The following is a 20727-nucleotide window of genomic DNA, read 5'->3' on the forward strand; positions in this document are numbered from 1 at the left end:
GGCGGCTATCGCAGTTCGAACTGGTCTCGAAGCAACCCGGTGTTCAGCCGTAACGTACGCCCGTCCGGAAGGGTCTCCAGGACCTGCACCCCGTCGTAGTTGAGAAGCTGGCGCAGGACGGCGGCGAAACCGTCGGCACGTGGTGCCGGGTAGCCGACGCGCTGGGCCAGGGCGGTGGCGGGGAGAGCACCGGTGTCGAGCAGGGCCCCCACCGCCTTCTCGATCTTGTCCATGGGGGGCTTACGGGCCAGCAGACCCACCTGAGCCTGGAAGATCTCCGACTCCAGAAGACCGCTGACCAGGGCGTCGTCCGGGGAGACCAGCCGAGGGGCGAGAAGCGCGTCGTCTCCTCCGATGTCCAGTACCACGTCGAAGAGCGCGTCGTGCGTCTCGGCGTGGGCTTTCGCCGCCTTCGACACTTTGACGCGCCGCTTCGGCTCGGGCGGCGGCGGGGGGGGAAGTGGGAGCGGGCGGACAGCCTCCACTTCCAGAGACCACCATGCCGGACGCTGGTCACCGAGTTCACGCCATCCCCTGGGAGGCTCGGCGCCGAAGGGCAGGAATGCCAGAACGGGGATGGTGAACTCGGCGAGCGACACACCACCGTGGTAGCCGGCCTTCTGCGACGTGTAGCGGGAGTCGGCGTCCCAGAGGGCCACGATCCCGTTGCCCGCCTCCGCCCCCACCACCCTCGGACCGGACAGGGCGATCTCCGTCTCACCCAGCGGCCCGCCGGGCGCCCGGTGCCGGGCGGAGGCGACGCCGTCGCCGTCGACCTTCACCCCGCGGCGGTCCACGACGTGACCGTGGTCACTGGTGAGGATCACCGTCATCCCCTCGGTCGCGGCCACGCGCAGCAGTTCCCGCAGCTTGCCGACATCGTCGAGCCGCCACGCGCCGTCACCGAGCTTCTGTTCCTTGGCGAGCCGGTCGTCGATGGTGTTCAGCACCACCGCGACATGCGTGCGACCGTCGGCGAGGGCATCGGTCAGCGCCGGTCCGAACGGATCACCGGCACTCTCTCCTCGGAGATCGTCCTTGTGGAAGACGGCGGCTCCGACCCCGCCCCAGAACCGGTGCGCGGGGAAAAGCCGCTTCTCGTCGGCCTGCGTTCCCTTCATCAGCTTCCCGGCGAACAGCGAGGTCCGGGAGACCGCGGTCAGCGTCGGGAGGGCCGCCGCCATGGCGCGCCGCCGAGGTGGCCGGTTCGCCAGGTCCGGCACCGGATCGTATTCGGCCCAGTAACGGCGAAGTTCCTCGCCCAGTTCGGCGGCGATCGCCGCGCTCATCCCGTCCAGGAGCAACAGCAGCACCCGCCGCTCCGTCTTGGAGGCCACGACCGGTTTCACGACCCGCGAGAGGAAGGACTCCACGGTCAGCATCGAACCGGGATCCGTGCCGGCCGCCGTCCACACGGCGAGCACCCTGGCGAAGGACCGGTCGATCTCTCGCCGCCGCCTGCGCACCCGCCCGCCCAGGGTGTCGTACGCGGCCTTCAGCACAGCATTCGGGTCGCCGCCCGCCTCGATGTGCTCCAGCGCCTGATCCACCCAGCCGGTCTCGGCGCTGTGGCGTTCTATCGCCGCGGCCACCGTCTCGGCCTCTGTCTTCGGATCGGTCGCGAGCCACTGGGCGAGCCGCTGCCCCATCCGGGCGCGCTCGATCCGCACCCGCACGTCCGGATCGACGGCCATGTGATGCGCGCCCAGAGTTCGTACGGCCTTCGCGATCGCGTGCGGGTCCTCCCCGGCCAGAACCCGCCCGGCCTCCGCGAACCGTGCCTCCAGACCGGCCGCGAGCACCGGACTGGCCTCGACCGCCACCTCGGCGCCGAACTGCCGCGCCAGTGCCCCCGCGCGATCCAGCACCGTGCTGGCGATCCGCCACGCCTCGCGCGCCGCTTCCCCGCCCCCGTCGACGCGGCTCGCCTCGAGCAGCGCGGTGACGAACTCCTCGCAGGACCGGCCGAAGGTAGCCACCAGCACGTCCAGGGCGTCGCCGACCACGGGAGGCTCCTCCCCGAACCACCGCTCGGCCCGTCCTCGCACCCGGTACGTCTGGGTGTCGTCCTCGGCGTGCAGCCACAGGGCCGCGCACACCAGCCCGAACGGCACCGCGTCCGCTCCGTGTTCGGCCGCCACCAGCGCGAGCAGGGCCCGCCCGGTGAGCCCGGCCTGGTCCTCCTCACCGAGGAACGCCGAGAGCCCGGCACGTTCCGGCCCGCGCAGGGCGAGTAGCCGCTCGGGTCCGCCGGGGGTGAGCGACCATCGCAGCAGGGTGTGCGTGTCGAGAGCGTCGGCGTCCCGTGCCCGGTCGATTCCCTGCTCCACATCGGCGTCGTAGCGGCCGAGGCGCATGCGGCGCAGCGCGAGCGCCGACAGCGCGGCACGACGGGACAGCACCCCACCGGCGAGCTGCGGCCAGCCGCCCGGTGGGGTGGCGTCGAGAAGCGCTTCGGCGGCCCAGCCCGCGGCTCTCAGGCGCGGGTCGACCTGCTCGGCGCCGAACGCGTCCCGTACGACGTTCCAGCCGTCGACGGTCTCGATGCGCTTCCTGTGCACGCGGGCGAGGATCGACGGGTCGAGTTCGGTCTGCTCCCGGTCGGTCAGCACCACCAGCACGTCGGGCCCTGCGGCCCTGCCGACCTTCGCGGGCAGGTGGTCGAGCACCAGCTCGTGCACGGCCAGCGGCGACGGGGCCGCCGCGACCCGGGCTCGCCGCCCCTCGCCCCAGGCCAGTTCCTCGGGCCCGTCCCACTGGGGCGCGGATCGCAGCAGTACAACTCGGCGTCGCCCGGCGCCCGTAAGGGATTCCGCCAGTGGCGACTGGGACGACAGGAACTGGGTGACGGTCGCGGTGGTCAGCCGCATCGCGCCCGTACCGCCGGTGGTGACTGCTGTGCTCATCGGTCCGCAATCCGCCAGGTGATCTCGATGGTGACGTCCGGTTCCTTTTTCACCAGATCGACCAGTTCCGCCCGCAGATCGTCGACCGCCTTCGCCGCCGTCGTGCGTTTGTTGCCCGAACGGCGCAGTCCGCCGGAAACGGTTCCAGAACCGGAATCGTTGCCGGGGTCCTGCTCGCCCTTCTCGCTCTCGATCACGCCTGAGCCACCGCCCGACCCGCCGCGGTTCCCCTCTCCCGTGCCGGGGTCGCGCGGAGGCTTGGGCTGGTTGCGTTTGACCAGCGCGGTGACCTCGCGTCGGGTCCGGCTCAGCGCCTCGATGAGATCGGCTGTCCGCTGGTCGGCCTGAGCCATCCTACGCAGGGATTCCAGCAGCGCCCCACCTTCGAACCCCTGCCCCTCGGCCAGTTCCAGCGTGTCCCAGGCCGCCCCGACCAGGGCCTGCGCGACGTCGTGTGCCCGTTTGATGGAGGTCCCGTACCGGTCCGCGCTCACCGATCCAAGGTCGAAGCGGGCCAGGGCCTCGACGGTCCTCTTCGCCCCGCTCGCCCCGGCCGTGCCCTGCCCGGCGGTCACCAATTCCTTCAGCAGGTCACACGAACGTCGCGCGAGTGCGAGACGCCCCGCCTCGTCGGTCTCGTCCAGGCGGAGGAACACGGCGTGCGCCTCCAACTGGCGGACCAGTTCCGCCGCCTGCTCCTGGTAGGTGCGAGCGGACTCGACGATCTGCCTGGCGAACTGGTTCACCATCCGCCCGCGCCGCAGCGCCGGCGGCTTAGCCCCGAAGACGGTCTCGTACCGTTGCCGGGCCTCGTTCCAGTCGCCCTCGTCGGGCAGCGGCTGGCTGCGCAGCGCGTCACCCGACTTGATCTGGGACAGCTCGGGTGCCGGATCGAGCGGGCTCCCGGCGCGCACCCACACCCGGTCGTCCATCTCCGCGAACGCGGCGACGACCAGGTTGGCGAGGAACGAGTCCAGGCCACGCCTGTCCGGCCTGTCCATCCAGCCGACGAGGGTGACCAGGCTCAGGTCCCCGGTGACGCCCTCGGTCTGCGCCATCCGCCTGAAGTGGTCCGCCCAGCGGGTGAACAGTTCGAAGTACGCCTCCTTCTGCTGCCCGAGCCCGAGGGGCCCGGCCACCCGTTCCATCAGCTTGCGGTCCTTCTCGGGGACCTCGACCCGCCTGTCGCGTGCCTCGGCCGCCGCCCGCACGTGGCCGAAGACGGTCCTGGCGTCAGCCGGTTTAACCGCGACGCCGGTGCCCTTCGGGTCGAGGTCGGGATGCGCGGGGAACTGGTGGGCGAGCAGCTTGCCCGCGATGTCCCTGACGGCGTCGCGCATCGGCTTCGCGAACGAGACGTTCAGGCCGCTGACGTCGGGCAGCGCCACGAGGTGATCGTCGAAACCCAGCTCGACGTCAGGTGCCTTCTTGTCCGCCAGCCCGTACGCCTGCTTGAAGGCGGTCCTCACCTGCTTGAGCAGAGCGGCGCGCTGGGTCTCCAGCAGCCCTTTGGCGCGCGCACGGTTGTCGGCGTTGAGGTGGACCGCGTACTGCGTGGCGAACCGGTTGTCGTCGGCGAGTGCCCTGTCGATGACAAGGAGTCTGCGGAATTCCGCGAACCGCTGGGCGGACAGGTGCGTGGGCACCCACGCGACCGTGAGGGAGCGCTCGCGCTGCCGCTCGCGTATGGCGCGGATGCGGTTGACGTCGTCGACGGGACCGTACGCCCCCTCGTCGAAGGGCAGGTCGACGACGAGCCGCCATTTGCCCTCGATCTGCGGCTGGAGCTCGTGGTCGGGGAGATCGTCCTCGTCGGCGATGTTGCCGAAGACCACCTCCACCGATCGGCCGGAACCTCTCCACACGAAGTTCAGGTCGTCGGCACCGAGCCTTCCCTCGGTCCGGTCCACGCCCAGTTCGTCGGCGAGCAACCGCTTGGCGAGCGCCATCCGGTTGCCGGGGTTGTCGTTGACGGCCGCGTTGGCGATGACCGAGTCGACGTCGACGCCGGAGAGCTCCAGCCGCACGCCTGCGGTGGCGCCGGTCCCGGTCTCCTTGATCTCGGGGAAGCGGGCGGCCCACTCGGCCACCTTGCTCGTGATGATGCCGACCTCGCTGCCGGGGATCGGTGCCGTCACCGAGCCGTGGTTGAGCGCGCCGAGCCGGCGGATCGTCAGGTCGCTGAGGGCAGGCACGCTCGGCGCGAGCGCCGACAGCAGCAGCGTGCACACGAGACGGTTGTCACCGACGAACGACTTGCACTGCTGGGCCAGCTTCGGGTCGGTGACGGTCTCGGGCCGGTGCGTGTACCGCTCGACGTCGTCCTCGGTGACGTCGTAGGAGCTGAGCAGGTAGGGCCGGAGCTTGGTCCTGTAGAGCCGATCGGCGGCCTCGAAGACCACCTTCAGGCTGTCCACGAAGGGCTTGTCGCCGCCGTCGGCGATCACCGGGTACAGGTCGCCCACCGGGACCAGATCTCCGAGCCGAAGGTCGTTCCTGTGGTCGGCGAGCAGCTGCCCCATCAGTTTCAGGCCCGTACGGGAGCGCTGCAGGGCGGAGGAGATGTGGACCAGGGTGTCCATGAAGGCCGGGGAGAAGGGATAGGTCAGCCGGAACGACTCCTCGTCCGTCCCGGTCATCCCCTTGTCCGACCCGAGCAGCGTGTCCCACACGTGCACGCCGACCCTCTTGGTCTGCGCGAACGCCGCGTCGATCAGTGACTCCTTGCCCTCCTTCGGCTTCAGGAGGCGGGCGTACGCGATCTGCGGAAGGTTGCGGTCCTCAAGAGTGATCTTGTCGAACCGTCCCGAGGCGAGGTTCAGCGTGTCCTGGATCGACGCCTCCGCCGCTCCCGACACCTCCTCGCCGACCAGTTCGCGCAGGTCGCGCTGGCGTGCGATAAACGACACGATGGGGATGGCCCGCCGGGCGTCCCCGCCCTCCACGAAGTTCGTGATCTTGCTGGCCTCGCGGGCCACGAACCTCTGGTCATGGATGAGCGTGGCGAGCCACAGGATCAGCTCGTCCATGAAGAGAATCAGGCCGTCGTAACCCAGCGACTTGGCGTGCTCGGCGATCACGGACAGTCCGGCGTCGAGGGAGACGAACCCGTGCTCGTCCTCGGCCGCGTTCTTCGCGAACCCCGGCAGCAGGTTGGTGCTCGCGTCCTGCACGAGCTTGGCTCGCAGCTCGGTCGGGGTGGTCGGGTGCACCAGGTTCAGCGGGTCGCCGGTGTCGTGCGCCTCCTCGGCCCCGAGTGCCTTGTCGAGCAGCTCGGGTGTCCAGGCGAACGAGTCGCCCCACTCGTCGTCCTCGTCGCCACCACCGCCACCGTCGTCGCCCCCCTCGGAGCCGAGGCCGTTGATGACCGCCTCGTCCCCCATCCGCGCACGCATGGTCCTGATGTCGGTGAACAGGGCGTCCGTCCGGTACACCTGCGGTATCGGCGCCTGCGGATAAAGCTTCTTGACGTGGCTGACGTAGCCCCCCAGCACCCGCTGCTCCAGGGCTTTCGCGCCGAGCATGTGGTACGGCACGAGGAGGAACCGCTTGCCCTCGGTGTCCAGCCACTCGTGCTTGGTGAAGACGGGATCGAACTCGTGACGCGCGCGAGCCGCCGGGTCTCCGCTGAGCAGTGCGTACAGCACCGCCATGAAGTGCGACTTACCGGAACCGAACGAGCCGTGCAGGTAGGCGGCCTTCGACGTGCGCCCGTCGAGAGCGGCCTTGATCAGGTCGAGCGCCTCGTCGAAGTTCTTCCGCAACCGGTCCGTGACGACGTAGTCCCTGAGCGCGTGCTCGGTCCCCTCGGGCGTCACCGCCTCGGCGAGACTCAGCACGAAGTCCGAGGTGGAGATGGACTCCTTGATGTCGATGACATCCCGGAGGAGGGGCTGCTGTGCCATGAGGTCTCTCGCTCTCCTTCGCTTCCCCTGCGTCTACGTCGTCTCGTTCGCTTCGGTTACTTCTTGGCGGTACGGCGTCCGCGAGTGGCCGCGACCGGCTTCCAGCCCCGCAGGGCCTCGTCGGTCAGGCCGTGCTCACCCTGGATCTGCTGCCGGTAGCCCGCGAAGAAGGCCGCGGGAGAGCCGCTGTACATCACGTCGAACTCGTGGTGCCACTGCTGCAGCCACGGCTGCAGCTCCAGCAGGCCGGCGAGGAACGGGGTGATCTCCTCGCTGGAGAGGGGCTGGTTAGTGAAGTACGTGGCGAGCGCCTGCGCCTGCTCCCGGTGGTCCCAGCCCGCCCAGCCGTACAGGTCGGGGGCGCCGGAGACGGTCGCCGAGTAGGAGATGAACCGCTCCTTGGGCACGTCGAGCTTGCCGCGCGCCCGCCAGTAGGAAGCCTTGACGAAGTCGGCCGAGGCGTACTTCGGCGGCACGGGGATCGAGTCCCGGATCTTCCGCTTGGCCGGCTCGTCCGGGGCGGCGTCCTCCTGGCGCTGGAGATCCCAGACGTGCTCCCAATCGGCACGCTTCTTCAGACCGGAAGGCTTGTAGCGCAAGGCGGCGAGGAACGGGACATGCTCCTCGGCGAGCAGGTCGGCGACCACGGCCGCCAGTTCCCTGCGGGGGGCGTAGAGGGCCGCGACGGAGACGAAGTGCTCGTCGCGGGAGAGTTCGTCGGCCAGCCGGGCGAGCGTGACGAGGATTGGCTGCCCGTTCTCGTCGTACCAGTGCTCACGGGTCTCGATCCGGTCCAGCAGCCAGGACCGGAGAGCCTTCTCCTGGAGTGCATCCCAGCCTTCGGTGGCCCAGCGGCGCTTGTATTCGGGGCGCTCGATCATTCCGATGGCGCGGTTCGACTCGATGGCGTCGATGCGCTTCTGAACGATATGTCGGTACGGCTCGGGCCAGTGCGCTGGTATCTCCACAATCGGCGTGGACCCATGTCGCCTGAACCATTCGCCGGATGCCTCGCCCTTGACCATAAGCCGAGCGAGCACAATCTCAAAAGCTCTCTCTCCGAGAGCGAGTTCAGGAACGTCAGCCTCGCTATGGGTTCTCAGATTCTCGGCATGCAGGCCATAGAGCGAATAGACCTGCCAATCCAGCTCATCCTGAAGAGCGATCATCTTTGCACGGGTAGATTCCCAAGAGGACCTAGCATCCCGGAGAGTGGCTGCGGTAGATACCCCAGCTATGGGAATATGAGAAGGACTCGCGACAACAAGCCTCTGGGCAAGAACATCCAGGGGCGCACACAGAGCGGTGTGGTATCCAGCGGGGAGCGGAAATTGGGCAACGTTGGTCCCATTGAACTGGTAAAAATCTTCGAACGGAATTGTTGTCTGACGAGCTCCACGGGCATCAACCGTACTACCCTTGTTGTGACAGTTCATTTTAAGCCAGAAAGCGGCAGTGGAGCTGTTAAACAGGCCAACCAGTCGGAGATGCTCTTCCTCGCTCGCCCCCTTTCTTAATTTAATCACTGGCGCGGTGCGGTTGAAAGCCTTTCCTCCTCGATCTAGAATGAAATGATTATGGGTTGTCACTTCTGCATACGTGATCGTCCAGTCATGCGCTCCGGGGCTTGGCGTAATTTGATGCCATTCATACCATGTGCGCCCATCTGAGAAATATGTTCCCTTAGAGAATGTAGCACGGTTTCCCATTATTGTACGTCCGAGCCAAAGCCACTTGTAAGCATTGGACTCTTTCGGCAATTTTTGAAGGCGCAAACCAGAGGTGTATGGAAAGAAACAATAACTATCGCCAGAGCGCCGCCAGTCGCGAAGCTCCTCACCAAGTATGAGATCCTTCCCGAACTCCTCTTCGCAATTCCGGCGAAGCCATGCCGCACGCGTTGAAAGCATAATGTCGTCAGCATTTGTCATACCAAATACGCCGAGGCGCTTTGTTATAGCAGACAAGCGTGTCTCGGCAACGGCATTTATTTGCTCAACTATCTCAAGTCCACCATCGGCCAGAATCCACGGCTGCTTACTGAAGTACCTTTCACGAGTAAGGTCGTCCACCGAAACCCACTGACTGACTGAACCTGGCTTGTCGATTTGATCAACGATCGCGTTCCAGACCAGTCCATCCTCACTATTCTCTGGGGTGGACGGCTCGCCTTGCACGCTCCGGACCGCACGAACGGTTTCCGAACGCTCTTTTCCCGCACGACCTGTGCCGACGAGAACGACCGTCGGTGTCCCGTGTCCGGGGATATACGCTCCCGAGGTGTCGACCACCTCGGTGAGCTCGACCTGGTGCGCGAAGAACTCTTCAATCAGCCTTACACCGAATTCTCGCTTCATAAACGAATTAGATGTAATCTGGCCAACTATGCCATAACCACGCCCGTCAGCGTCGCCTTGTATGGCCAGCTCGAAGAAGCGCTGAGCAAAAGGAACCGACAAGGCGTACTTGCCCGCGCAGGCGCTATACAGCTCCCGATACAGCTCGTTCAGCTTCTTGTCCTTGACCGTGATGTACGGCGGGTTGCCAACCACCACGTGATAGCGCCCCTGCTCCAGAATGCCCGGATGCTCGTGCACGTCCTCCGTGGCATATGCGAACTCCGCCAGAGGATCGGGCGACACCTCATCCCCCAGCTTCAGTTCGAGCTGCCGCTCCTTGATCAGCGAGTCGCCCACCGCCAGATGGATTGGCCAGTCGTACTTGGCCGCCTCCGTCATCGTCCGCACGCCCGAGGCGGCCATCGCGGCGACCAGCAAGCGGAAGCGCGCGATCGCCACCGCGAACGGGTTCAGGTCCACCCCGTGCACCGAGTCCAGAGCCGCCGCCACCCGCTCGTGCCGGTCGCGGCCGGGGTCGCGCTCGGCCCAGAGTCGCACCAGTCGCCGGAACGCGCCCAGCACGAAGTGGCCCGACCCGCAGGTGGGGTCGATCATCTTCAGCTCTTCGTGGCCGAACTCCCGCACCGCCGGGTCCATCGCCCGGTCGAGGATGAACTCCTCCACGAACTCCGGGGTCTGAAGCAACGCGTACGTCTTGCGCGCCGCCTCGGACAGGTCCTGGTACAGATCCCCCAGGAAACGGGTGTCCCAGCCTTCCGTACCGTCTTCGCTCAACCGGTCGGTGAAGTCGTGGACGAGCACGCCCGCCCCGTCGCGCTCGCGCCAGAACTCGACCAGCAGGCGGGCCCCGTCATGCGAGAGCGGGATCTGGAAGAGCGGGTTGTGCGCCGGGTTGAACAGCAGCCTGCCCGCCTGGCCCTCGCCCAGCTCCGCGAAGGCACGTTCCAACCAGCCGCGGTACGTCGGGTCGGGGTCCTCCTCGACGTACGCCTCGTAACGGGCCTGGGCCAGGTCCCGCCGCTCGGTGTCCGGTGCCGTCAGGTAGGGCTCGGCGATCAGCTCATTGTCCTCGCAGAAGCGCACGAAGACCGTGCCCAGCACCCACGCCACCGCGACCTGCGTGACACGCTCGTCAAGCCAGGAGGTCCACGTCGCCGCCGTACGCCCCAGCTTGCGCGCCTGGTCGTACTCGGCGCGCAGCCGTGTCCCGACCTCCGGCACAGCCTTGACCTGCTTGGCGAGATCGACCTCAACCGTCTTGACCTGCTGCTTCAGGTCGTTCAGCAACGCCTTGCGGTCGATCACCTGATGTCTCCCAACGCCTTCTGAGTCTTCTCGCCGGCCCGGTGGGTGTTGCTCACCCACGAGTCCGGAAGCTGGATCCATTCGCCCAGGCCCGCCTGGTAGGGCACGGCGACCGTGCCCAGCCTCGGCTCGCGGGCCGGGTCTCCCTGCGGGCAGAGCAGCCACAGGCCGCGTCTGCCCTGCCGGGCCACGGCCGCCAACCGGTCCAGGACGCCCATCGCGTCGTACCGGGCGAACGCCCCGGCGTCGATCAGCAGCACCGGGCCCACACCCGTCTCCAGCAGATCGCTCACCTTCGGCTCGATCCGTCCCCAGGTCGTACGGGCGTATTCTGCGAACTTCAGCGCCGCTCTCGTGCCGGGTTCGGCGGTGTCCGCGCGCAGGATGGTGTCCCAGGTCGGTTTCGTACCCGGCGGTACGAGCTCGTGCATGACCTGGAGGAAGAGTTCGGTCACCGAGACCGTCTCGGCCTCGAACCTCCCGGTCTCTCCCGCGAGTTCGGCGACCGCCTCCCGGCTCAGTCCCGCCCGTACGGTCAGCACCCGGAATCCGTCCCGTCGCACCGAGGCGGAGAGCCGTTCCTCCGCGCGCACCGCACCCGCGATCTGGGGATCGTCGGCGTACCTGGTGACCTCGCTGCCGTGCGTGGTGTGACGCCAGGCGCGCACGGTCAGGTAGCTGGAGGCGATGTCCATGCGCGTGGGCAGGTAGCGCAGGGTCCTGGTGTCGTCCCGGGTGGACAGGGTGAGGTCGAAGCCCGCGTCGCGAAGCGCCTTGGTCAGCACGCCTCCGACGGGCAGCTCGCGTCCGCCCCGGCCGTCCGTCAGTTCGGGAAAACGGGCTCGTAGCCGCTCGTGGACGTCCTCGCCGGTCAGACCCGGCTGCCGTCCTTCGGGCACGCCGGGAATCAGCCGTACCAACCCCGCCTGGGTGAGCCGCAGGGCTCGCACGAGGGGCAGGTCCCGGGAGTAGATCTCCAGCCGAGGTGTGGCGGCGGCGTTTCCGGAAGCGGCGACGGCGAGCTCGACCATGCGCCGCTCGTCCCACTCGATCGTGCCTGGCGGCGGAGTGATCGCACCCAGCTCGGTCAGTACGGTCGTCGCGGTCGGCAGCGTGTCGAGTTCGGCGAGACGGTCCGCGGCCCGCCCCAGCCGATGCGCGTAGTCCAGCAGGCCGGGCGCGGACGGGGTGTCGGGGGCGTCGTTCTCACCGACCTCCAGAGCCAGCAGGCCCGCGCCCGTCGCCTCGTCCTTGCCCTCACGGCCGACGGCGTGCCGGAACTCGCTCTCCTCAGGGACGAGCTGCTCGACCTCTACCACGGCCCGTACGACGGCCAGGGCGATCGCGCGGCGTTGCTCGTGTCCCTGCAACCGGGTACCACGCCGTACCGTCAACGCGTCGGCGATCTCGGCCGCGGAGGCGACCCGGCCAAACCCTGCCAGCAGCTCCAGGATTTCCCGTCGCAGTGCCCGCACCGCCGGGAGCTTCTTCCAGCGCGTCCGCTGGGTCTTCAGCATCTGCGTTATGCGGCCACTGCTGAGGCCCAGCACGGTGGCGATTCTCCGCTGCTTCGGCCAGACGTCGACGTCGGGGAGCTCGCCTCGTTCGTCGGGCAGGCGCAGCAGCAGCCGCACCATCTCGACCTCGTTGCGGTTCGACTCGTTCTTCTTCAGCTCCGGCACCAGCAGCGTGGCGAGGGTGTCGAGGCTGACGGAGCGCAGGGTGCGCCGTGGAAGGCTATCCGCGCCCTCACCGGCGACGAGGACGTTCACCAGCGCGGACTCCGCGGCGCCGAGCTGCTTCAACTCCTCCTCGGCGGCGCGGCGGCCCTCGGCGGTGAGCGGGGAGACGGGAGCTTGTTGAAGGCGCTCGCCCCACTCACGCTGGCGGCGCTGGATCTCGCTGCGGGTCTTGGCGCCCAGGCCGGGTGCGTTGACGAGGTTGCGCTGGCTGTAGTCCAGCAGCCCACCCACCGTCGTCACGCCAAGCCCGTACAGGAACGACTCCGCCGCCGGGGTCAGACCGGCGGTCGACAGGTGGGTGTCACGGGTGACCTCCGCGGCGAGCCGGTCGCGCTGCTGCTCGGCGGACTCGGGCTCGGCATCGGCGATCGCCGGGGTGACGTCCGCCGAGTCGGCCCGCTCGGGATCGGCCGGTGTCGAATGCCGGGAGGCACGGGGTCCGGACGGCGCCGTCTCCGTCATCTCCAGGAAGATCCTCTTCCAGGCGTCCCGCATCGGCTTGAGCTCGCCGAAGCGCTGCGCGACGTCACGGTGCAGGGTCTTCTTGAAGAAGCCGACGAGCCCGTCCCGGACGGCCGGATCGAACGCGTCGGCGGCGATGGTCGGGACCGGCCATTCCGTGGCGTCCGTCTGGCGGGGTGACACCCTGCCGTCGCCCCACCTGGGCAGCTCGGCCGAGGCCATCTCGTGCAGGGTGACCGCGACCGCGTACCGTTCGGCGTGCGCGTCGTACACCGAGCGCGTCAGCGTACCGATGAACGGGTCGAGATAACCGTCCGTACCGGCGTCCGTCTCCTGCACGGGGTATCCGGCCAGTGAGAAGTCGATCAGCACCAGCTCGCGGGTGCGGTTGGGGCGCACCCGGATCGCGATGTTGTCCGGTTTGATGTCGCGGTGCCAGACCCCCTCGCCCTCCAGGAAGTCGACCGCCCCGAACAGGTACTCGCCGTACGCCTCCAGCTGGTCGACCTGGAGCCTGCCGCTCTCACGCAGCTGCCGCGCCACGGTCTCCGCCCGACGACGCGTGCCGATGCTCGGCTCCGCGTGCTCGTCCGAATCCCGCTCGTCACCGACGTACTCCAGGACCAGGACCGTACGACCGCCGATGGCCAGCGGCTCCGGCTCGACCAGCCGGATGACACGCGAGTCGGCACGCAGCTGCCCCATCACCTCGGCCTCTCGGGCCAGGACCTCGCCGCGGCTGTCGGAGAGAGCCACCTTCAACACCGCGAGAGTGCGGGCACCACGCGCCGCAGGGTCGGCCCGCAGGTCCCGTACGAGGAAGGCACGGCTCGTCGAACCGGTGCCCAGCCTGCGCCGTACCTCCCACCGACCGGCCAGCACGTCACCCGCGACGGCCTCCAGGGGATCCTTCTCCGGCACGGGTGCCACATCGACGTCGGCCGGGCCTGGGGCAGGGGAGGTCAGCGAGTCCTCGACGCATTCCAGCATCTCCAGGAACTCGTCGACCGTGGCGAGCCGCTGCGCGGGCCGGTAGGCGGTCGCGGCCTGCACCAGCTCGTCGATGTCCTCCGACAGGCCGTCCACGATCGCACTGGGCCGCAGTCCCTCCCCGGCCTCCAACCGAGCCAGCAACTCGGCCTGGCTGGCGGCCGGCGCTTTTCCCGTGGCCAGGAGATAGGTGAGGACACCGAGCCCGTACACGTCGAGGGCGATCAGGTCCGGGTTCAGCGCCGTCAACTCGGGAGCGAGATAGGGGTCCGCCCCCTCCGCCAGATGGATCGCCGACAGGCTGGTCGGAGCGAACCGGGACGACCCCTGCGACTGGGCGCCGCCGCTGCGCTGCGTGGCGATCTGCCAGTCCGATATCTGCAGGTGCGGGGTGAGCCAGGCGGCCTCCTCTCCGACGGTCGCGCCCTCGCGTCCTCGATTGCGAGGGATCACGTGCACGGAGCGGGCAGCCAGCGCACGGTGGTGGATACGACTGGAGTGCGCGGAACGCATTGTCTCGGCGAGCTGCCGCACCATAGCCATTCGACCGAGAATGTCTAGTTTGTCACCGTACTGAACCAGATACTCGTCGAGGCGCAGGGTTTGCGGGTGATAGTCGAAGATGAGCGCGGGACCGGCCGAGTGTCCGGAAGGGTCGTACTGCTTCAAATGGACGACCCCGGGGTGGCGGAACCGGCGCAGTACGGCCGCCTCGCGCCGAGCGGCGTTCTCCACCGATCTACGGACAGTGACGTCCGAGCCGCGCTCTCGAAGATAAATACGGACGCGGGCCGGCTCGGGCAACTCGCTGTGCCGAGCGAGATAATCGGCCCAGGTCGGACCGGTATCGAAGGACTTGCGCTCCAGCAGATATGGACCGACCTTAAATTCGGCATCGCTGCGCCGAATACCGATCCGTTCCAGCGCGGTCTTGATCTCCCGGGAATTGGTAGGAGTGATCCGCCGCCGCTCGTCGCTCGCGGGCCGCCGTAGCATGTTCACGAGCTCGTCTACCGTGTAGACGCCGTTCTGGTCGTTGGCGGGCAGGCGCACGCGCAGTGAGGAGTCGGTGAAGCAGACGGCCGCGCCGACCCACACGCGCTTACCGTTCTGCTTCAGCAGTCCGGCCAGTTCTTTCGCCTTCTTGTCCACGAGGTGGAGCGGGTTACCGTGCGGGATACGACGACCGTTCGGGGCAGTCTGCACCCAGGTGCCGTTCTCGGCCGCTACGCTGCCATGCCAGTCCTTGAGCTCGACCATGTGCACGCCACCAGGGCCGATGACCAGCAGGTCGACCTCCCGCACATGACCGGTGTGAGCGGTGAAGGTGAAATTCGACCAGGCTCGCCAGGGCTCGGCATCGGGCAGTTTTTCACGGACGGCTTCCAACCCGCGGCGTTCGTGATCGAATTCGGACTCGGTGACTGTTTCCCACCGGCCTTCGCGCATGCACCTACTCCGCCTGTCACCGCTGCGTCTCATCGGCCGCTGACCCGAAGCCGAACTCTCCGGCCAGATCGTATCCATGGGAATGACGTTTGAAAACTTTTAACTGGAAAGCGTTGCGAAGCGTATCGTCGCAAACTTTGTATCGGACCATGGCTTCGGCGGGGCCACCGGGTCGACGTAGTCGCTGATTCCTCGCGTCAAGAGCGGTCAAAGTTTGAGTGGAGTTACAGCTAAGTGGACATTTACCCTGAAATCAGGATTTCACATGACAAAAGGGGAAAACCACCTCCTGCTCGGCCGAGCGAGGTCGCGCACCGGAAGATAGGGTCGGCCGGTGTCCTCGTCGCAGCAGGTGCGCCCCTCGCGGGACGCCCGATACCGATGACATATCCCCAGGTCGGATAGGCGGTCGCCCCGGGCGCTTGTAGGAAAAGATCACGAGAGAATGTCCGCATCACGGCTTCCGGGCGCTCAAAGAACAGTCGAGGGTTTCCGAAAAATTGGGATCGATCGCCGCGACGCCGGGTATATTCGAGGAGTCGCGAAAGCGAGCACATGCTTACCCGGGGCTTCATGCCCCCGAGGGCGCGGTCTTCGGACCGCGCCCTCTTTTCTTCCCCCTTGCCCCCCCACCCGAGGCCGCGCCGCCATGAACGCAATCCCCGTCGGGCGTGACCCTCGGTCCGCCTACTCACGGCATGTCACAACCCGCCTGCTCGACTTCAGCAGCGTCACCACCCCGTGGACCCGCCGCCTGTGGGACGTGAGCTCCCTCCTCGCCCTGGAGGAGTTGTACGAGGCGGGTATCTGGGTCGACCGCAAGGTGCTGTCGCAGGGCGCGGTCGACTGGCAGCGCCACACTATGGAGCGCCTCCTCGGCAACGACCCGGCGATGGGATCCGGAACCTACCGGCGCGAGCTGCAGGAATGCGTCAAGACCACCCTGACGCTCGCCAGTGACGGCCGCCGCAAGCTGCGCCACCTCATCGACGTCGCCCGCCCCGGATATCTGGACCGCTGGGCCACCTGTGTCGCCGTCGACGCACCGCCCGCACCCGAGAGGGTCGCCCGTGCCGTCGCCTCCCACCTGCTCGACAGCGGGCACAGCCTCTCCGGCCTGCAGCGCTGGCTCCGCGACGGGCGTCAGAACCTCTCGGCCACGGACCTGCTCTCGGAGGCGTCGGTCCTGATCACCACGCCGCCGCGCGGCTGGCGCGTCGTCGTTCCGTTCCAGGCCCTGCACAGGCACGAGGAACTGGCCAGTCATCTGCCGCACTGGCGGGCAGCTGCCGAGACGCAGATGTTGATCGCGGAGGCGGGGCTCAAGCCGCCGGAGCGGATCGTGGGCTCGCTGGTCTTCTCCGTGGAGGCGCGAGACTCCACAAGAGCGGTGGAGATCGTCTCCGATCTGGTCGAGCGGATGCAGGCCAGGGCCAGATTCGCCGCGAGCGGACCGGTGCTCCCTCTCGGTGACGCGTACGTCGTCGGAGAGACCAAACCGGTTCCGTTGCAGCCGCCCGCTCGGGGTGCCCAGGTGCTGTCGCTGGCCGCAGAACGTCAGCTCTACGTGGTCGGCGGAGAGACGCAGCGCTTCGGCGAGCAGGCAAGGAGCACGCTCGACGACGCCCTGGAGATCGCCTCCGCGCTCAACCAGGGCCCCCTCGCGCCTGCGATCGCCGGAGGCTGGGCGGCTCTGGAGTCTCTGCTCACCGAGGCCCGCGACCCCGACGAGCGGGAGAAGGTTGTGGCCGCGGCCCGTGCCGCCGCTCTGGTCACCGCCTCCTGGCCGCGCGCCGAACTCACCGCGCTTTCCTACCGAATCCGGAAGGTCAAGGGCGACGACCTCGCCGCCCGCCTAGAAGCATGTGAGTCGAACCGGGGCCGGGCAGCAGTGATCGCCGCCGAGCTGAGGAGCGGAAGCTCACTTCCCCTCGTCCGCTCCTGGCGGACCGGCAGCGACGTCGCCTCGGTCCTGCGCCTGCGCGAGTTGTTCGCCGACGAGAGGCGCGTGCTGGACCGGGTGCGCTTCTATGTGGAGGTCTCGCTCAGACGCCTGTACCGCTGCCGCAACATCGTGCTGCACGGCGGTTCCACCGGGGGTGTCGCGCTCCCCGCCGCCCTTCGCGTGACCGCTCCACTGGTTGGCGCTGCTCTGGACCGCCTCACCCATGCCCACTTGGTCACCGGGGTCTCACCCATCGCTCTTGCCTCCCGCGCCGAGACCGCCCTGCGCATGGTCGGCGACGACCTGGGCCCTGACCTCTGGGACCTGCTCGAATGACCTTCGGCCAGCCGACGAGTACGACCCGCGCACCCGCACCGCGAGCACCGCCGCCCACCCCCAGCCCAGCAGCGCGATGGCCCGGAGGAGCAGGCTCAGCGGCCGGGAGTCCTCGCCGCCGTCCGACAGCAGTCCCGCCAGCACGTAGAGGGCGGGAAGCGCCACGCCGGTGGCCGCGCAGTAGAGCGCCCATCCGCGCTCTCCCCGTACGGCGAAGTGGCGGGTGAAGACGAGGCACGCCGCGACCAGCGCGACGAACACCACGAAGAAGGCGGCGCCGTGCAGGACGTAGCCGAGGCCGGGGGCGTCGGGAAGGCCCCGTGGTGCGCCGGGCGGGTAGCCCCACGCCGGTTCGAAGCGGAAGACACCGGTCCCGACCAGGCCGGTCCCGTACACGCCGATCAGTAACGGGCCCCAGGTGCCACCACGGGCCGGACGCAGCGCCCGCCACAGCCCCGCCGCGAACGCGATGTTCAGCAGCCCGGTGATCACGAAGTTGGCGATCTGGATCCACCCCAGGTCGCCCAGGCTCAGCATGCTGAGCGGCTGCCGCCTGGGATCGAAGTCCGTGCGCGTGTAGTCCTGGATCACGACCACGAGGACGAACAGCGGCCCGGCGACGGCACCGCAGGTCAGCAGCGCCCTGGTCAGCCGCTGTTCTCGCGTGGTGGACATGGCTCTCCCCTCCGCGGCGGACATCCCCGAGGTGTCCGGCACGCGAGCTTTCTTTCCTTAGCAGCGCTAAGTGCGCATCGCCGTCATGTTCCCTTAGCGCTGCTAAGGTGTCAACCGATGGGCGAGAACAAGCGGGGGGCCGGCCTGACCCGGCAGATGATGATCGACACGGCGCTGCGCCTGCTCGACGAGGTCGGCCTGGACGGGCTGACAGTGCGCAGGCTCGCCTCGGAGCTGGGCGTCCAGTCGCCCGCCCTGTACTGGCACCTGCGCAACAAGCAGGAGTTGCTCGACGGGATGGCCGACGCGATCGTCCTGGCCGCCGGGATGGGACCGCCCCGCGACGGCGAGTCCTGGCAGGACTGGCTCGCCCGCCGGGCCCGCGCCTACCGCGACTCCCTGCTCGCCCACCGCGACGGCGCCCGCCTGGTCGCCAACGCCGCGAGCCTGAGCCCGGCGACGGTCAGGATGTTCGACGAGGAGCTGACCGCGATGGTCGGCCGGGGCTTCACCCCGGCCCTGGCGCTGCGTACGATCACGGCCGTCACCCGCTACGTCAACGGGTGCGTCCTGCAGGAGCAGACCGAGCGCCACGCGTCTTCGGACACGCCCGCAGACGGGCTCACGGCGCTGGCCGGACTGCTCGACGGGGGCACGGAGGCCACCCTGATCGCGGCGCTCCGCGAGAGCGGCGCCTCGTTCGGCGAGGACGCCTTCGAACACGGCCTCCAGGCCCTGATAGACGGCACGGCCACCGCCCTGGCCCGCACGGCCTGAACCTGCGGGCCCCCCGGCCCGCACAGCCCTGCCCGCCGGCGCACTGGCACGCACGGCCCGAACCTGCCGGGGCCTCTGCCCTGACCTGTGCCGCCGAGACCAGCCGAGACCGGCCGAGGCTGACCAAGGCTGACCAAAACCACCTAAGACCGACCAAGGCCGGCCGATCCCAGTGACGGCGAACCGGTGAATCCGCCCGCTCGCCACCTCATCTCGTCCGCCGGTGCGCGCGTCCTGTGCAAAAATGATCATGGCTTCCAGAGCCATGTATCGGCCCATCCGGATTGCCGAAAAGGTGCTCGGCATCGCCGAGGGACACCATCGAGGAGAGGATGTCGGTTGTCCGTGACGGACTCGGAGCTCGCCGGCGAGCTTCGCGAGCTCGCCGATCATCCTCACCTGGCGGCCCGCCGGGAGCAGCTGAACGACCTCGCGGACGCGATGACCGATCCCGGAGGGGCCGGACGCTGGTGCGAGGTCGACCTGTTCGCCGCCTTCGCCCCCGACGACAGCATCCTCGTGGACGACGAACCTGTGGACACCGCGTCGAGAAAACCGCGATGGCGACGACGACTCGGCGCCGCCGTCGGCCCGGTCCTCGTCCTCGTGCCGGTACTCGTCGCCTGGCTCGGGGTGATGATGGCCTCGGGCGCCTACGGCGACCTCCTCGACGCCGGTGGGGCGGACGCGGCTCGTCGGCCCTTCCTGGAGATGTGGCAGCGGGGCTTCGACGGCAGGCTGCCCTGGGTGTTCGAGTTCGACAGCGTCGCGCTCTGCACCCTCGCCGGTGTCCTCTGCCTCATCTGCTGGACCGTGTACGAGAACGTCGCGCGGAACAGCAGGGAGGAGGCCGCGGATCGGGCGCTTCGCGCCCTTCGTGTCCGGCTTCGCGGGGCACTGACCCAGGCGAGCCTCGTACTCGGCCAGGTGCGGCTCTCCTCCCCGGAGCGGTTCGGGGCCGAGCTCAGCAGGACGGCGGCCGACATCGGCTTCGTCGGGACCACCGCGCGCAAGGTGCACACCGAGCTGGTCGAGGCGCTCACCCTGACCCTGGAGGCCACCCGGAAGACCACGGACGCGCTGGCCGGGAGCGCGATCGACGTGCGTGACGCCGTCGAGCTCCTGGGCGGGCACCTGGCGGCCATCAACAGCACGTGCGACGACCTCGCCGCCGCCGTGGCCAAGACCTCGACCGTGATCAGGGTCTCGGACGCGGCCGAGCGAATCCCGGCCTCGCGATGACGGCCCGGCGAAGGACCTTCATCTCGCCCCTGACCGCCTGCTGGCTCCTCGCCAACCTGCTGCTCGGGCTCACGATCGTCATGCTGGGGACGCAGGCGCCGCCCTCCCCGCCCGCCGAGGCCGTGGCGGACACCACCCGGCTCCGGCCGGACACCGTCCGGCCGCCGACCGAAAAGCCCGAGCCGAAGGAGCGGGGGAAGTCCTCGGGCGAGGAAGGTCCCGCACGTTCCCGGCCGCTCCCCTCCTCCTGCGCCGATCTCGCCGGGGGCGTACGGCCGGAACCGGCCACGGTCTCGTTCCGGATCGCCCCCGGCACCGGTGACGGCGCGCTGTCCGCGCAGGTGCGTCAGGAGTTGCGTAAGTACGGGGACCGCCTGGCCGGGCGACGCGTCGGCATGGTCCTGACCTTCGGCACCGGCGACGGCGCCGGGGCGGGCGTCCGCCTGGCCACGCGGGTCAACGCCGCCGTCCGCGAGGCGTACCCGCGCGTCTTCGGGACGGCCGTGACCCGTAACTTCCACGACCTCGCGGCCCCGAACGGGTCGGTCTCCATGGAGATCTACTTCGTGACCCATGACTGCTCCCCGGCTTCCACGAGCTCGAGGAGCACCCGGCGGGCCCGGTGAGGACGCG

Annotated in this window: 9 protein-coding genes; 4 read left to right on the top strand and 5 right to left on the bottom strand. The window is 68.6% G+C overall.

All coding sequences use genetic code 11. From position 1 onward, the window contains the following. Positions 1-5 precede the first annotated feature (5 nt). The 4 genes from pglZ to pglW are packed head-to-tail and all read right to left on the bottom strand — an operon-like array spanning position 6 to position 15197. A complete protein-coding gene (gene pglZ / locus AC5L38_RS36570) occupies positions 6-2906 on the bottom strand; it encodes a BREX-2 system phosphatase PglZ (RefSeq protein WP_495247385.1) in 2901 nt (966 codons plus the stop codon). Then, positions 2903-6811 carry a BREX-2 system ATPase PglY gene (gene pglY, locus AC5L38_RS36575; protein WP_495247386.1) on the bottom strand — a complete coding sequence of 1303 codons (3909 nt, stop codon included), beginning with the start codon at positions 6809-6811 and terminating at the stop codon, positions 2903-2905. Before pglY ends, pglZ begins: the two co-directional genes overlap by 4 nt. Before the next feature lie 56 nt (positions 6812-6867). After that, positions 6868-10476 (bottom strand): BREX-2 system adenine-specific DNA-methyltransferase PglX, encoded by a 3609-nt coding sequence (gene pglX / locus AC5L38_RS36580; protein ID WP_495247387.1) that lies wholly within the window; start codon positions 10474-10476, stop codon positions 6868-6870. After that, positions 10473-15197, bottom strand: a complete 4725-nt coding sequence (gene pglW / locus AC5L38_RS36585) for a BREX system serine/threonine kinase PglW (RefSeq protein WP_495247388.1) — start codon at positions 15195-15197, stop codon at positions 10473-10475. Before pglW ends, pglX begins: the two co-directional genes overlap by 4 nt. Positions 15198-15768: 571 nt before the next feature. Between pglW and AC5L38_RS36590 the strand changes: the two genes are divergently transcribed. Continuing rightward, complete coding sequence (locus AC5L38_RS36590; RefSeq protein WP_495247389.1) at positions 15769-17400, top strand: hypothetical protein; 1632 nt, start codon at positions 15769-15771, stop codon at positions 17398-17400. On the opposite strand, the gene AC5L38_RS36595 is transcribed toward AC5L38_RS36590, so the two are convergent. Continuing rightward, the gene (locus tag AC5L38_RS36595) at positions 17311-18075 is read right to left on the bottom strand and encodes a DUF998 domain-containing protein (protein WP_495247390.1); all 765 of its coding nucleotides are present in this window, start codon (positions 18073-18075) and stop codon (positions 17311-17313) included. The two genes, AC5L38_RS36590 and AC5L38_RS36595, sit on opposite strands and share 90 nt — an antisense overlap. 117 nt (positions 18076-18192) lie before the next feature. Here AC5L38_RS36595 and AC5L38_RS36600 point away from each other — a divergent pair, with 117 nt between their 5' ends. From AC5L38_RS36600 to AC5L38_RS36610, 3 genes are all read left to right on the top strand, one after another. After that, complete coding sequence (locus AC5L38_RS36600) at positions 18193-18852, top strand: TetR/AcrR family transcriptional regulator C-terminal domain-containing protein (RefSeq protein ID WP_495247391.1); 660 nt, start codon at positions 18193-18195, stop codon at positions 18850-18852. Positions 18853-19197: 345 nt separating this feature from the next. Then, entirely contained in the window at positions 19198-20094 is an 897-nt protein-coding gene (locus AC5L38_RS36605; RefSeq protein ID WP_495247392.1) for a hypothetical protein, read from the top strand. Further along, positions 20091-20720, top strand: a complete 630-nt coding sequence (locus tag AC5L38_RS36610) for a hypothetical protein (RefSeq protein WP_495247393.1) — start codon at positions 20091-20093, stop codon at positions 20718-20720. Before AC5L38_RS36605 ends, AC5L38_RS36610 begins: the two co-directional genes overlap by 4 nt. Positions 20721-20727: the final 7 nt, after the last annotated feature.

The organism is Streptosporangium nanhuense (genome assembly GCF_059358815.1).

Coding starts and splice junctions, on each gene's coding strand:
- pglZ (WP_495247385.1), bottom strand. CDS start 2,906: ATGAGCACAGCAGTCACCACCGGCGGTACGGGCGCGATGCGGCTGACC.
- pglY (WP_495247386.1), bottom strand. CDS start 6,811: ATGGCACAGCAGCCCCTCCTCCGGGATGTCATCGACATCAAGGAGTCC.
- pglW (WP_495247388.1), bottom strand. CDS start 15,197: ATGGATACGATCTGGCCGGAGAGTTCGGCTTCGGGTCAGCGGCCGATG.
- AC5L38_RS36590 (WP_495247389.1), top strand. CDS start 15,769: ATGAACGCAATCCCCGTCGGGCGTGACCCTCGGTCCGCCTACTCACGG.
- AC5L38_RS36595 (WP_495247390.1), bottom strand. CDS start 18,075: ATGTCCACCACGCGAGAACAGCGGCTGACCAGGGCGCTGCTGACCTGC.
- AC5L38_RS36600 (WP_495247391.1), top strand. CDS start 18,193: ATGGGCGAGAACAAGCGGGGGGCCGGCCTGACCCGGCAGATGATGATC.
- AC5L38_RS36610 (WP_495247393.1), top strand. CDS start 20,091: ATGACGGCCCGGCGAAGGACCTTCATCTCGCCCCTGACCGCCTGCTGG.